Source organism: Hydrogenovibrio sp. SC-1 (genome assembly GCF_002848135.1).
GTDB lineage: Bacteria > Pseudomonadota > Gammaproteobacteria > Thiomicrospirales > Thiomicrospiraceae > Hydrogenovibrio.
In genome coordinates this window covers 1-13800 of the sequence record NZ_PKGB01000032.1, presented here as the reverse complement: position 1 = coordinate 13800, position 13800 = coordinate 1, and the positions used below count along the sequence as shown (strand labels likewise).

The window sequence follows — 13800 nt, the reverse complement described above, 5'->3', positions numbered from 1 at the left end:
CGAATAACCACCACTTCGAGAATACACTAAACCATCTATTACGGTAATAAACCCCCACCAGAGCGGTGTAAATGCCAAGTATACCAGTTCAATATATTGCTCAGGTCTGTCCCACATCAAATACCAAAAAATCAATGTAACCAGTCCTCCCACCCAAAACCACCAAGGCAAGGGTTTACGGTCATAAGGTGACGGAGGTTCAACTGGTTTAAAACCGAATTTTTGCGGAAACAGTAAAAATATAACCAGCACTAATTCAATAACCATTAATGCAATAAAAACCCAAAGGCTAAAACCCGGTGTAGGTGGTTCCGTTACTTGTAAAGGAGGGAAGACACCGAATCCAGGTGGTAAGTGATCGGCATATGCAAACCATGATGCAATAAGTGGTGCAATAGTTAGCAACACTATTGGAAAAATCAAGCCTTTCTTGGATACATACATAACAATAGACTCCAAATTTATACTGACATTTTTTTCGTTTTGCGTTGATGTTTGTTTTCATACATTCGGATATCCGCAAGGTTTTTCAAATCCGAAATTGTATGCACCTCATACATAAAAGCCGTTCCTGAGCTCACCCCCGCATCATCAAACCCCGATTTACGCATCTGTTTAACTACTTTATCAATCAAAGCTTTAACACCTTTCGAATCCTCACTAGGGCAGGTAACCGCAAATTCATCACCTCCCACCCGGTAAATACACCCATGATCCTGCATCCCCTGCTTCATTAAATTGGCAAACAGAGACAACATCTCGTCTCCTTTTGCATGTCCATAACGGTCGTTATAGAGTTTTAAATTATCCATGTCGATATACGTTAGAGAGGTACTTTTATCCACTGGTGAAGCCAATTCAACATCCAGCGCATAGCGGTTTGGGATTTGCGTCAGCGCATCGGTCTGAGCTAACTTCATATTGTGATCCAACCGAAGTAATATTTTTATGCGATCACGGTAAAGTTCACCAACCTGATAAGTCATCACCAGTGCAAGCAAGATGACTTCCATCGCAATGGCGGCCAAACCAAAATGCTCAACATAAAGTGTGTCTGCGCTCAACTGTGTTGGAATCGTCGCCATGCTAGCAAAACCAATAAAGGTCATTAAGGCAATCAAATACAAACGTGCCACAATTCGTCCCTTAAGCGATAAAGTAACCCCAGCAATCAACCCGTACAATAAGAACACCCAGACCCCATAACGGGCCATCTCATTGACCCAGTTTGGCGAAAGCATCCCAAACAGTGCAAATACCGCTATCACGACGAGAGCCATCACACCTATTTTGTGAAGCCGCTTATTTTTTATTGGATTCACATCCAAAAGTTTCATAACAAACAACACATAAATAAAATTAGAAATGAGAATGGGAAAGGAAATCAAGTAGAAGTTATGCCAATCAAATAATTGAGAGAATATCTGATGTGCACCCGCATTAAACAACAAGTTTGAAAAGATAAAAACGGCATATAAAATTTCAGTATTACGCGAGCGCGCAAAAGAAAGTGCGCCATAATAAATCCCCATTGACAGAAAAATCCCAATCCCAATCAAGACAATCGCATTACCCAATTTAATGGCCTGTTGGTACTGGGAAAGGCTACTGACATAAGGCACCGGCTGAGCAATAAAATAGGGAGAAGTCACTTCGGCAAGCAAGCTATATTGCCCTGCTTTTAAATAAAAGTTTCGTCCGTGCCGAAGAAAGAAAGGATCAGATTCATGACTGCCAATCCCGCCCGAGGCACGCTCGATCAGTTGATTGTGATGATCGTAAAGGTAAAAAGAAAATTGATCGATAACAGAGGTGTTCTTAAAATCCACCACATAAAAGCCATCTTCTTTAATCCTAAGCACACCCGAATAAAGGTAATGACCTCCCACTAAAGAAATGCCATCCACCTTTTGCAAGACCTTTCTTGATTCAAGCTGTTTCGGGTTAAAAGATTGATGATCACCAATGCTATATAGCTGCCAATCAAAAGTATGCGCTTGTGCATTTGCACGTTCGGCAAAAACAAGGATGGTTAATATTTCGATAAAGAGAAAGAACTTATAAACTGAAAAACAACTCGGGTTCCGCATAAATTTCTCTTATTTAATGGAAAAAAATGGAAAGTAACGCCTCGATACCTAACCAATACCCCTAAACTAGATATATTACGCATACCATTAAATCATAAAACCCGCTTTACATTATTAAATCTATTAATAATATTATACTAAGATAATGATATTGCTATTTATTCACTGGCGGCGTCAGCATAATATGCTGACTCAAAACGTGCAAATCTCGCCATGCTCGACCAAATGGAGAGGCTGTAAATACAGCAAGCATGCCTGAACGGGCCTTTAACCCATCGACCATCTGCACACAGTTTTGTACTATGTCTATCGATTCTTCATGAATCTTGTGGGTAAGTTCAGCAGAAGACGTCTGTTGCTTTTGAGCAGCCTCCCAAACTTGTTCAGCTCGTTGATATAGCTGATTACGCGACTGAGTCACTAACTTTTGTGCCTGATCGCATTGCTGTTGAATGGGAGAAGCATCCAGCAAAGAGGTTGTCGTGTCTTGCATCGATCTCTGTTGTGCAAAGGCCATAAACTCTTCTAAAGCGTGCTGAGCAATCCCAATAGCCACACTGGTGAATGTTAAGTAGGCCAAAACTTCTAATGAACAAAAGTAAATTGGATCACTCAAAAACGGTTTTTCAGCCAATGAAAAGGTATAAGCTTTTGGCACTTCAACCGAATCCACGGAGAAGTCATGACTGCCTGTCGCTTTCATGCCAAACACTTTCCACGTTGAATAGCGTGTGACTGCGGATGCCGGAACGGCAATCGATAAGATTTCATTATCCACCTCATCCATCACACAATTTGCGGTAAACCAGGTCGCGTAGTCTGAACCACTGGCATACTTCCATCGCCCAGACACCTCAAAGCCCTGATTCATAGGTTTCGCCACCCCACTCGGCATACCTGACCCAGAAATCACTGCTCGCTCGGGAGCAAATATTTCCTCTGCGGCGCCTTCTTCAATAAAGCCGGAAAATAACCCGCCCCCCGCGCCAATCATGACCAACCAACCAGTTGCGCCATCCGCAGAAGCCACAGATTCAAACACCTTTAGAGCGGTGACTAAATCGGTCGCTTCGCCGTTATATTTTTTAGGGATAAACAAACGAAACAACCGTTGTTCAAAAATTGCATCCAATACTGCTGGTTGCAACCGTTCATCCTGCTCGGAAGCTTCGGCACCTTGTTTAATAATGGGTAAAATGGATTGAACGTTTTTTAGTAATTTTTTAGAAGAATCATGATTGGACATAAGGGTTATCACAACTTTATTAAATAGATTATGGGCAAAATAAACCTATTCTTAACTAGGGTCAATGAACACCCCCCGAGTTAAACGGATTATTTTTTCTGATTGATGCCAAGGAGTATGCTTTAATTCGCAACGTTTGGTTGTCGCTATTTTAAAGAATATACTGACTTTTTTAAGTATTTCTATTGTATATATGGATAACCTGATCGCATCACCGAAAACAAATGCACTCGTTGACTCGTCAACTGATTTGCGCTTCAACGTTAAAAATCACCCCGAAACATCTTGAAGATGAATCATATAAAACAGGCGTTTTAAGTGACATTCTTTGATGAATTAAGTGATAATGTCGCCAGGATTTATTTTGGTGTCCACTGCAAAAAAGTGTCTTTTTTTAACACCCAAATCGTTGCCATCGTCTATTTATCATACAGAGGTTTTCTATGCCATTTTCAAAACTCGGATTGTCAGACCCAATTGTCAATGCAATTTCCGAGCTAGGCTATATCCAGCCGACTGAAATTCAGAAACAGGCCATTCCCATCATTTTATCGGGCAAAGACCTCATGGCGTCAGCACAAACCGGAACCGGCAAAACGGCCAGTTTTGTCTTGCCGCTGTTGGAAAAAATGCAATCTGATGATGCTGTTCGCAACCGATCGATCCACGCACTTATCCTCGCGCCTACACGAGAACTGGCGGCGCAGGTTGCATCGAATATCGAACAATATGCCAAGTATTTAAATCTGAGCTCATTAGCCATTTATGGCGGTACCGATTTAGACCCACAAAAAGAACGCCTCGCGCAAGGCGTCAATGTTCTGGTGGCGACACCAGGAAGATTGCTCGACCTAGCCTATCAACGGGCACTGTTTTTTGATGATTTAAAATTTTTCGTCATCGACGAAGCCGATAAAATGCTTGATATGGGGTTTATTGACGACCTGTATAAGATTCTTGACCGCCTGCCCCATCAACGCCAAAACTTGCTCTTCTCCGCCACTCTGACCGAGGATGTACGCTATTTAGCCGCCGATACGGTTTCAGATGATGTTGTTGAAATTTGCGTTTCACCGCAAAATAAAACCGTCGCCAAAATCAAACAATGGTTGATTACGGTCGATAAAGACACCAAATCCGCGCTCTTGAGCCATTTAATCAATGAACAACACTGGGATCAAGCGCTGATTTTTGTTGAAAAAAAGCATTCTGCCGCCAAACTCGTCGAACAGCTTGGCAAGCGTGGCATTATTGCCGACGCCATTCATAGCGGGCGTAGTCAATCCATGCGAGATCAAGTGCTGTCCAACTTTAAATCAGGGAAATTGAAATTCCTAATCGCCACTGGCATTGCCGCCCGTGGGGTTGATATTGACAGCCTCAGTCGCGTCGTGAACTATGACCTGCCTTATCCCTCTGAAGAATACATTCACCGCATTGGTCGAACAGGACGAGCTGGTGCTGAGGGTGAAGCCATTTCATTGGTCTCAAAAGATGACTTCAAAAACCTCTGTGCCATTGAAAGCTTACTGGGACACCTTATCGAACGACAAGAAATCGAAGGCTTCCCCGTTAGAAAGGTCGTGCCGATATCCATTTTAAATTATCGATAAGGCGACAAAACGCTACAATACGCTAACGTTTTATAACAGATCATTTTATTGCTCGCCTGTGTTCAACACTTTGATTGACGCATGCCTCGCACAAAGGACCTCCATTGGATTCACTTGCTTTTTCAACCCTCAATTTACACCCAGACCTGCTGAGCAATTTAGACAGTCTAGGTTACACCCAACCCACTGAAATTCAAGGAAAAAGCTTACCTTCCATTTTAGCAGGACAAGATGTAATCGCCCAAGGTAAAACAGGATCAGGTAAAACTGCTGCCTTTGGTTTAGGATTACTGCAATCGCTTGACCCTAAAAGTTTTCAAGTCCAGGCGTTGGTACTTTGCCCCACGCGAGAACTCGCAGATCAAGTAGCAGAGGAAATTCGTCGTCTGGCGCGCCGTTTGACCAATATCAAAGTACTCACCCTCTGTGGGGGTCAAGCCATAGGCGCACAACTCAGTTCCTTACAACAAGGAGCCCATATTATTGTCGGTACCCCTGGGCGCGTTGAAGAACACCTGCGCAAGCAAACGCTCAAACTCGATCAACTCAAAATTCTGGTACTCGACGAAGCTGACCGCATGCTCGACATGGGCTTTCAAAACTCACTCGATGCGATTTGCGAACAAGTCCCCTCTCCACGTCAAACCCTATTATTTAGTGCGACCTTCCCTAATCAAATTGAACAAATCAGCCAACGTATTATGCAATCACCTGTGCGCATTCAAGTTGAATCACAACACGATCACGCCAGCATTGCGCAACATTTCTATCAAGTGGATACGCCTGAACAACGCCTTACCGCCTTGCGCCTCATCCTACTCAAAGCACGTCCCGAATCGAGCGTGGTCTTTTGTAACACCAAAAAAGACGCACAAATGGTCGCAGATTCATTGGTGCAATATGGTTTTAGCGCACAAGCGATTCATGGTGACTTGGAGCAACGAGATCGAGATCACACCCTAATTCAATTTGCCAACAAAAGTATCTCGGTACTCGTCGCAACCGATGTGGCCGCACGAGGCTTAGATATTGAAGCTTTGGATGCTGTTGTAAACTTTCATTTAGCCAATGATCCCGAAGTGCATGTACACCGCATTGGTCGTACCGGACGCGCTGGCAGTAAAGGCTTAGCGGCCAGCTTAATTAGTGACAAAGAAAGTTATAAAGTTGCGGTTTTAGGTGAATACTTAAACCAGACCATCCAGGCCGAAGCCTTACCCGATTTAAGCTTGTTAAAACAACCACCGTTGCAAGCCAAAATGGTCACCCTGCAAATTGATGGCGGCAAAAAACAAAAGTTGCGTCCTGGCGATATTCTCGGTGCTTTGACCGCCAATCAACAACTAACAGGCGAACAAATTGGCAAAATCAAAATTACCAGTGTCCGAGCCTATGTCGCGGTCGAACGCAAACTGGCTAAACTCGCACTTAAACAAATCACCGCAGGCAAGCTTAAAGGCAAAAACTTCCGCGCTCGAATTTTAACTCGCTAACGTTTAAGATAAAACCACCAGGCCTGGTGGTTTTTATAGGGAAAAGGCGCGATTTAAGCGACCCTTACTGAATAGGTAAATAGATGTCGGTAATCAATTGATCTTCAGGTACTTCCCCATTGAGATTGGTGTAATGAAAGAAGCAAGGAAAGTCTCTTAACTCCTCACCACTATTGGGTAACCAATGACAATAAAGATGGCGTACCTTATCGCCAATCTTATCTAAACTGCCTTCATGACGCAGTACCGCACATCGACCCGCCGGGATGGCTTTATTGATTAACCCCTGCGCATTATTCGGGATGGTTTCATCCACTTCCGCACACAGATCAAACCGAAACTTGGCGGGCTCAACGGTATCCGGATCATCATAAACCAAGCCAAAACTACGATGCGTGGCAACAGGTGAATGTGTTGTTGCTTTTCGCCAAGCTCTAAACGTGTCCAGTGACTCATCAATCTTTTCGGCGGGACCTCTATGTTCCAACACCGCAATTAAAGTATGATCAAACTCTACGAGATTGATATTCATAACTAACTTCCTTTCAATTATTGGTTGGGCATACTGGGCTCGCCAGTGATGCCAATTAGGGGATTGTCTAAACTGAGAAGGCGTTTGACCAAAAATGTTTTTAAACGCTCGAGAAAAGGCTTCTGAGCTTTCAAAGTTGGCTTCCATCGCTATATCAATAATTCGCATCGTCTGATGATGAGCCAGTTGCTGAGATGCCCGTTTAAAACGCTGCATTAAAACAAACTTCGCTACCGTCATACCGGTGTAAGTTGAAAATTGGCGATGGAAATGAAACTTTGAAAAACAGGCCACCTCACTAAGTCTGTCAACCGACAAGTCCTCATTGATATGTGCTTGAATATAGTCACAGACTCGATCCATTCTATTCGCGTAATGTTTAACAGCTTGCTTACTCATTTTTTGGGTTGCCTCCTAAGTCAAAGCCATTGTGACGTTTTGATCGCATCGAAACATGATCAAAATTGCTCAACGCCCAGAAACCTCATCGAGAAACGGATGTAATGCCCTTTTTTATGGTTCGAATCAGGTAGAATAGCCGCCATTAATGATTGAAGAGTAGATGACATGGCAGGATCTTTATTTGACCAGCTCAAAAAAACAGGCTTAGTTGACGAACAAAGGGCCAAAAAGCTTAAAAAAGAAAAATACCAACAAACCAAAAAAAATAAAAGTAAAAATGGCGCGCAACCTCAATCGGAAGCAGCAAAATTGGCCGCAGAAGCTGCCCAGCAAAAGGCGGAAAAAGACCGCCAATTAAACTTAGAACGACAACAAGCTCAAGCCGCAAAAGCCAAACAAGCCGAATTACGCCAACTCATACAAACCAATCAAATTAAAGGCTATCAAGGTGATATTGCCTACAATTTTGCCGATGGCACTCAAGTTAAAACCCTTCATGTGAATTCGAATTTTCATAAAAAACTCAGTGCCTCGCAACTTCGTATTGCACGTTTTGAAACTGGCTATGTTTTGGTATCACTCGATGCGGCGGCTAAAATTTCACAGAGAGATGAATCGGTTTTAATTCCCATTGCTAGCGATGATAATGAAGCTATGTCTCAAGCAGACAAAGACTATTACGCCCAATTCGAAATACCGGATGATTTAGTTTGGTAATGCACTTCTCAGCCATTTTCAAGCTGAGAAGCCAGTTTCTGAGCTAAACTTAATAATTCATCTGCTTGTTCCAACCCGTCCAAGAACCGCTTTGGAATCGCACTCAATCCCACTTGCGCACCCGTCAGTGCGCCGACCAAAATCGCTCTTGCCTGATTTTGACCACCGCCATTCACCGCATTCAGTATCGCTGATTCAAAATCATCATGAAATAACGCGGATAGATAATAGGCAGCAGGCAATTGATGGTAAATCGCACAAGGCATTCCATAAACGATTGAAACCTTCCAAGGCGGTTGAATCTGAATCTCAGAATCGAATGCCGCAGCTGCCATAAAAGACGGAGAGATCAATGCATCAGGCGATGCAAAGCGTCCAGCACGTGGTGGATCGGGATCGCCCTTTTGCGGCGGTTGAAGGCCATCATTGGTCACCGCATGGAAAGGCAAGGCACCGCTTTTGACCAATGCCATTAACTTTGTAGAAATATCCGCATCGAGTTGGTCTCCCTGAACCAACTGAGCCAATACCGCGCCAAATGCCACCGTCATAGAGACCACCGTATCATCAATTTGTGTCAACACGGAATTATCAGAAATGGCTGCCGCAAGTTTATCCGGTTGCAATGCATAACGAACCGCAATAGCAAGCGTGCGTTCAATCGCTTCAGTGGTATCCGCATGCCCGCCCGTTTGTCCCCAAGGCAAATTCTGCTGAACCCGTTTACGCCACGCATCCCGAATCGATTGGCTGGTATAGTTGCCAGGTCCGCTGACTGGCGAGCCATCTAGCAGTGGAAAGAGTTCATCATCCATCCGAGCACAAAAATCTTGCTCATCATACTCATTTTTTTCAACCAAAGAGCGCAGCAATAGCTTGAGAATAAAACCGGCCTGTGAGGGCTGACCGGCCTTCAAACCGGCATGATATCGACCTGGTTTCGGGTCAGTGTAATTGTCGATCCAGTCGCCATAATCTCTACGCAATTCGTCCAAGTCATAATACCAATGAGGGCCAAGCGCTAATGCATCCCCAATAAAAGCGCCCATAATCGCACCCGCCGCACGGTCTTTAATGTCTAAAGAATGATTCATCACCATGACTCCTTTTTTGCACTTTTTTAAGAGATCAAAGTTTCAAATACCGGAAAATTGAATTTGATTCTGTTGCTTTGTAAAGCAACAAAAACGACTATTTGTTAAATCCTAATGCATATTGACCTTAGAAAATACATTGATAACGACGACACCTAAGATGATCAACGCCATACCCATAATGCCGGCTAAGTCGAGTTTCTGACCAAATAGTAACCAGCCGACCACAGCCATTAACACGATACCCAAACCCGCCCAGATCGCATAAGAAATACCAAGGGGAATCACCTTTAGGGTCAACGATAAGAAATAAAATGCAACCGCATACCCCATAACCACGAATAGACTTGGCCAAAGTTTTGTAAAGCCTTCACTCGCTTTTAAGCTCGACGTCGCCGCCACTTCAGCAACAATGGCAATCCCGAGAAACAACCAACTTTTCACTTTAACTCCCTCTCAGAATATAAAAGGCCGAAAACACTTAAAAAACAGTCCTTAGTCTTTTTCCGCCCATTCCCGAATTTTACGTTTCAGTTTTTTCTCAACCTTGTCACCGATTTCTTCCCACTCCTTGTCGGATTCGGTTGATTCTTCTTTTTCTGACCATTCTTTTAACTTGCGCATCACCTTTTTTTCGACCTTATCGCTGATTTCATCCCATTCTGGATCACAAGTGCTTTTTTTATTTGTCTTACAATTCGCATGACAACCACCACCCCAAATAAAGATAATTCCCATCAAAAAACCAAAGTCATACCAGCCGCCAGTGTTATTCACTTCATACACCATCACGCTGTCATTGAAAATATGAATTACCAAACTGATGACCGAAATGATGCCATGCCAAAGCCCCCACCAGAAACCCGCAGGCGTTTCTTGCGCAAATTGTGCATTGCCCGCTGCACAGGAAGTGATGAATAAAATGACCGGGATCAGAAAGACAAGCTTGAACGTTCGAGGGTGTTGCAGAATCATAATGATCTCCTTCTATTTCAAACACCGACATTGACGAGATAATTGGAATCGCTTAAAGCTTATGATATTGAAATAATTATGCGTTATGGAAAATTGTTTGAATGAATTTTCTGATTGATGAGATTTGTTATGCTCTGTTTTACCAATAAACAGGGCATTAAATGGCTTAAAACACTTGGGGCGTTCATGGATAGTCGGAATTGGCTCATCCGTTAGCGATTGACCTTGGTCTTCTTCTTTGGCTTTCTCGCCTTTAATGCCGCTTCATAAGCACGATCAGCCCATTCTTTCGCTTGCTCTGGATCATCAAAGATTTCTTCCGGTGCGGCGTAATAAGACATTCGCATCTTTTTACCACTTTTCTCGTATTCGAACGACTGCAACCCAAGCTCAACAAACGAGCCTACCGTGTTTTCATCCGCCTTTAGGTAAAGCACATCATCGGCGACCAGTGCAAACATAAGGCCATCATGATAAACACCATAGCCCCCGAACATTCGCTTTCCTTCAATTACCCCAAACAGTGCAAACACGTCATTGAGATTTTCAATAAATTCGTTCATTGCTTAGCAGACGCCGGATGGGACATTTTCATATAGACACCACCTTTTTCGAGTTCCTCCAGCATTTGCTGTAAGCGTTTCTCTTTTGTTTCTTGTTTTTTTGCCTGATTGATCCATCCGAGATAATCGTTCTGTTGATACTCAGGACGCGAACGATAATCAGCGAACAGATCAGATTTACGCAATGCCTTCTCGACAAAGGCCGGCATAGGCTGACGCTCCCTTTTCAGTTTTGACCCAGTCTTGCCCATGTCCTCGAACCTTTCTTGCGCTTAACTATTATTAAACATCCTAATCGATATAAATTACGCATGTCAACAAAGCATAAAACTGGTGTTTTATACGGTTAATGTTGTAACCTACATCAAGATAACAATATGTTTTAATTGAATTTAACCTAAAAGTACAACGCCTTATGTGGCATAAAAACCCCATACCCTCAAGAGCAATAAAGGCCTGGTCATTATTCATCTTCTGGAAGTAAGGAAATTTCTGCTTCGCCGTTGGGCTTATGGATTGTCAGTTTGACCGTACATTGTTCTGGCTGCTCACAAACCGGCGTTGGGTCATCAGCACAACAATCCCCGGCCTCTAAGCCATCATAAAAAACCATAACCGTTAATAACAAAGCCTGTTCGGTTTCTTTGACATTAAGAAGCATAAAGCTAATATTGGTGTCGGCCACTCGGTTACTCACAGTCAACCCCTGCTGCAAAGGCAGATTAGATTTATCCAGTCGTTGCAACTCAGTGTTTAGCACACTGGTAAAATCAGCCGTTTGCCAAGCAGCAAGTACACGTAGTAGGTTCATCTGGCTTTCTCCAAAAATAAGCAAGTTGCTTTGTTAAGCTCCGGTAGCAACCGTGGCCTCAAACCCTTTTTCATTACTTGTCCTCAAAAGCATTTCGCTTTCTAAGTTAAAGCTATTTTCTTAACGGATCAAGAAGTTGCTTTAACCCATTGTGATCTAACTCGTGCATGAGCGCCAATAACTGCCCTAAATGACCGGATGGAAAGCCCTCACGCGCAAACCAATTAAGGTAGTGTCCAGGCAAGTCAGCAATAATCCTACCCTGGTATTTTCCGTAAGGCATCTTAACGGTAACAAGTTTTTTTAAGTTTTCTGGATTCATAAGTTAATAAGCACACCTTCAAGGCAGTTTTCATGCTGTGTTATGAGAGTGGGAATGTCAGCAATATCAAGTCGAGCTATTCTTGGCATAGTCGGATATTAACATGAAACTGAAAATGGATAGCCATCCCTTTTTCTGAATACTGATAGCACTCACGTTTTTATAAATAATCTTTTGCTTATCAGTGACATCTGTTTAGAATAGCCTTACAGAAATTAATATTATTGTGGTTGATAAAAAAATCACACTCTCATAAACCAATTGCAATACTGGGCTGTATTTTAATGGAAGATCAATATATCTATCGAAATGAACTTCTCAAAAAATATATTTTTTTAGCCCTCATCACATCTATATTTTTATCCCCAATTTACTACTACATTGGTGAAACAATCGTCGGCATCACACTCAATATTTTTTCATTGGCTGTTTTGTATCTAAGATATTCAAGCAAAAACAACGCAAGCGTTGAACTGAACTCCAGACTCTTTATGCTGGCGGTTTTTATTCTCTTTTTTGTCTTTTTTATCAACGGCAGTCAAGAGTTCAACAGCACGGTTTTCCTACTACTTTATCCCATCGCCTCCTTTTCTATCCGAGGGCCAAAGGAAGGGACTATCTGGGCATTTGTGATGGCCATCGTATTTGCTATCACCTATAGCAACTATCCGCATTTATATAATGTCTACTCCTTTGTATTCTTTATCGTCGCCTACTTTATGGTGTCTTATCTGCTTTACTACTATCGTTTCTATGAATTTTTGAACTTCAAGCAGATTAACAAACAACTAGAACAAGAAGTTGAAGAAAGAACCCAAGAGCTTCACAAACTCTCCATTACCGATACCCTGACAGGTTTATATAACCGACTTAAGCTGGATGAAGTACTAGAAAAAGAAGTCAACCGCAGCGACCGATACGACCTCACATTCGGCGTCATTATTCTGGATATTGATGATTTCAAATCCGTCAATGATATTTACGGCCATCAAACGGGAGACTATGTCCTTAAAACTATCGCGGACATCATCAAGGAAAACGTCCGCAATACCGATGTCGTCGGTAGATGGGGAGGTGAAGAATTTATGATTATCTGCCCGGAAAGCAATAAAAATGAAACCCTGACCGTCGCCGAAAAAATCCGAGAGAAAATTGCCAACTACCATTATGAAGTCATCGGCGAAAAGACCGCGAGCTTTGGGAGTTGTATCTATTACGCCAAGATGGGCTTGGATAAAGCCATTTCCAAAGCCGACGAAGCGCTTTACCTCTCCAAAAACAACGGTAAAAACACCGTCAGCTTTAGTGATTAACGCAAACATATCAACGCCTTCAAAGACAACCAGGCCTCTTCTCGGCAAGCCCCTGATTCATTCAGATTCTCCAAAGCCCCAAACAAACATGTACAGAAAATTGAACATGTTTGCTATAATGCAAAAAAAGGAGAAGCAATATGCAAGTCGTAAGCTATACCGATGCAAGAAACAGTTTAAAGTCTGTCTTAGATTCAGTCGTTGATAATGCGGATTGTACGATCATTACACGCAGAGACGCTGATAATGCCGTGGTCATGTCACAGGATTACTTTAATAGTCTAATGGAAACCGTCCATTTGCTTAAATCTCCCTCAAACGTGGCTCATTTAAAACACTCTATTGAGCAATATCGGACAGGCAAAACGCTTCAAAAAGGCCTACTAAGTGATGATTGAGGTTCTGTCTTGGACAGAAAGCGCTTGGTCTGACTATGAATATTGGCAGAGCCAAGACAAGAAAACTTTAAAGCGTATTAACAAACTCATTCGAGATACGATGTGTTCGCCATTTGAAGGTATTGGCAAACCCGAACCATTAAAGGAGAACCTTTCAGTTTTTTGGTCGAGAAGAATTGACGAGACGAATCGCCTTGTTTATGCAGTTGATTCAAACCAGATAACGATCAT

The 13800-nt window shown here is 42.7% G+C and carries 17 protein-coding genes; 6 read left to right on the top strand and 11 right to left on the bottom strand.

From position 1 onward, the window contains the following. The 3 genes from CYQ88_RS11215 to CYQ88_RS11205 all read right to left on the bottom strand — a co-directional run. The coding region (locus tag CYQ88_RS11215; protein WP_199170201.1) for a hypothetical protein at positions 1–444 on the bottom strand (444 nt) is incomplete at its 3' end. 17 nt (positions 445–461) lie between these two features. Continuing rightward, positions 462–2090 (bottom strand): diguanylate cyclase, encoded by a 1629-nt coding sequence (locus tag CYQ88_RS11210; protein WP_101841426.1) that lies wholly within the window; start codon positions 2088–2090, stop codon positions 462–464. A 154-nt stretch (positions 2091–2244) separates the two neighbouring features. Further along, the gene (locus CYQ88_RS11205) at positions 2245–3336 is read right to left on the bottom strand and encodes a hypothetical protein (RefSeq protein WP_101841425.1); all 1092 of its coding nucleotides are present in this window, start codon (positions 3334–3336) and stop codon (positions 2245–2247) included. Between the two features lie 443 nt (positions 3337–3779). Here CYQ88_RS11205 and CYQ88_RS11200 point away from each other — a divergent pair, with 443 nt between their 5' ends. Continuing rightward, the gene (locus CYQ88_RS11200; protein WP_101841424.1) at positions 3780–4949 is read left to right on the top strand and encodes a DEAD/DEAH box helicase; all 1170 of its coding nucleotides are present in this window, start codon (positions 3780–3782) and stop codon (positions 4947–4949) included. A gap of 104 nt (positions 4950–5053) precedes the next feature. Beyond that, positions 5054–6442, top strand: coding sequence for an ATP-dependent RNA helicase DbpA (dbpA, locus tag CYQ88_RS11195; protein WP_101841423.1), 1389 nt, complete (start codon positions 5054–5056; stop codon positions 6440–6442). A 64-nt stretch (positions 6443–6506) separates the two neighbouring features. Here dbpA and CYQ88_RS11190 read toward each other — a convergent pair whose 3' ends face one another. Further along, positions 6507–7373, bottom strand: coding sequence for a GyrI-like domain-containing protein (locus tag CYQ88_RS11190; protein WP_101841422.1), 867 nt, complete (start codon positions 7371–7373; stop codon positions 6507–6509). A gap of 168 nt (positions 7374–7541) precedes the next feature. On the opposite strand from CYQ88_RS11190, the gene CYQ88_RS11185 reads away from it, so the two are divergent. Continuing rightward, positions 7542–8093 carry a DUF2058 domain-containing protein gene (locus CYQ88_RS11185; RefSeq protein ID WP_101841421.1) on the top strand — a complete coding sequence of 184 codons (552 nt, stop codon included), beginning with the start codon at positions 7542–7544 and terminating at the stop codon, positions 8091–8093. An 8-nt stretch (positions 8094–8101) separates the two neighbouring features. Here the strand turns inward: CYQ88_RS11185 and CYQ88_RS11180 are convergent, their stop codons facing one another. The 7 genes from CYQ88_RS11180 to CYQ88_RS11145 all read right to left on the bottom strand — a co-directional run bounded on the left by CYQ88_RS11180 (position 8102) and on the right by CYQ88_RS11145 (position 11858). Continuing rightward, entirely contained in the window at positions 8102–9187 is a 1086-nt protein-coding gene (locus CYQ88_RS11180; RefSeq protein WP_101841420.1) for an ADP-ribosylglycohydrolase family protein, read from the bottom strand. A 111-nt stretch (positions 9188–9298) separates the two neighbouring features. Beyond that, positions 9299–9631: a multidrug efflux SMR transporter gene (locus tag CYQ88_RS11175; RefSeq protein WP_101841419.1), complete on the bottom strand. Its 333-nt coding sequence runs from the start codon at positions 9629–9631 to the stop codon at positions 9299–9301. A gap of 51 nt (positions 9632–9682) precedes the next feature. Beyond that, positions 9683–10162, bottom strand: a complete 480-nt coding sequence (locus tag CYQ88_RS11585; protein ID WP_199170200.1) for a hypothetical protein — start codon at positions 10160–10162, stop codon at positions 9683–9685. A gap of 212 nt (positions 10163–10374) precedes the next feature. Beyond that, a complete protein-coding gene (locus tag CYQ88_RS11160) occupies positions 10375–10725 on the bottom strand; it encodes a TfoX/Sxy family protein (protein WP_101841418.1) in 351 nt (116 codons plus the stop codon). Then, complete coding sequence (locus CYQ88_RS11155) at positions 10722–10976, bottom strand: YdeI/OmpD-associated family protein (RefSeq protein WP_101841417.1); 255 nt, start codon at positions 10974–10976, stop codon at positions 10722–10724. The genes CYQ88_RS11160 and CYQ88_RS11155 overlap by 4 nt, the downstream gene beginning before the upstream one ends. 212 nt (positions 10977–11188) lie before the next feature. Continuing rightward, positions 11189–11536 carry a hypothetical protein gene (locus tag CYQ88_RS11150; RefSeq protein WP_101841416.1) on the bottom strand — a complete coding sequence of 116 codons (348 nt, stop codon included), beginning with the start codon at positions 11534–11536 and terminating at the stop codon, positions 11189–11191. Between the two features lie 112 nt (positions 11537–11648). Beyond that, positions 11649–11858, bottom strand: a complete 210-nt coding sequence (locus tag CYQ88_RS11145) for a DUF3820 family protein (protein WP_101841415.1) — start codon at positions 11856–11858, stop codon at positions 11649–11651. A 284-nt stretch (positions 11859–12142) separates the two neighbouring features. On the opposite strand from CYQ88_RS11145, the gene CYQ88_RS11140 reads away from it, so the two are divergent. From CYQ88_RS11140 to CYQ88_RS11130, 3 genes are all read left to right on the top strand, one after another. Then, complete coding sequence (locus tag CYQ88_RS11140) at positions 12143–13171, top strand: GGDEF domain-containing protein (protein ID WP_101841414.1); 1029 nt, start codon at positions 12143–12145, stop codon at positions 13169–13171. A 140-nt stretch (positions 13172–13311) separates the two neighbouring features. Beyond that, the gene (locus tag CYQ88_RS11135) at positions 13312–13569 is read left to right on the top strand and encodes a type II toxin-antitoxin system Phd/YefM family antitoxin (RefSeq protein WP_101841413.1); all 258 of its coding nucleotides are present in this window, start codon (positions 13312–13314) and stop codon (positions 13567–13569) included. After that, positions 13562–13800: Txe/YoeB family addiction module toxin (locus CYQ88_RS11130; RefSeq protein ID WP_101841412.1), on the top strand; the 239-nt coding region annotated here is incomplete at its 3' end. The genes CYQ88_RS11135 and CYQ88_RS11130, both read left to right, overlap by 8 nt.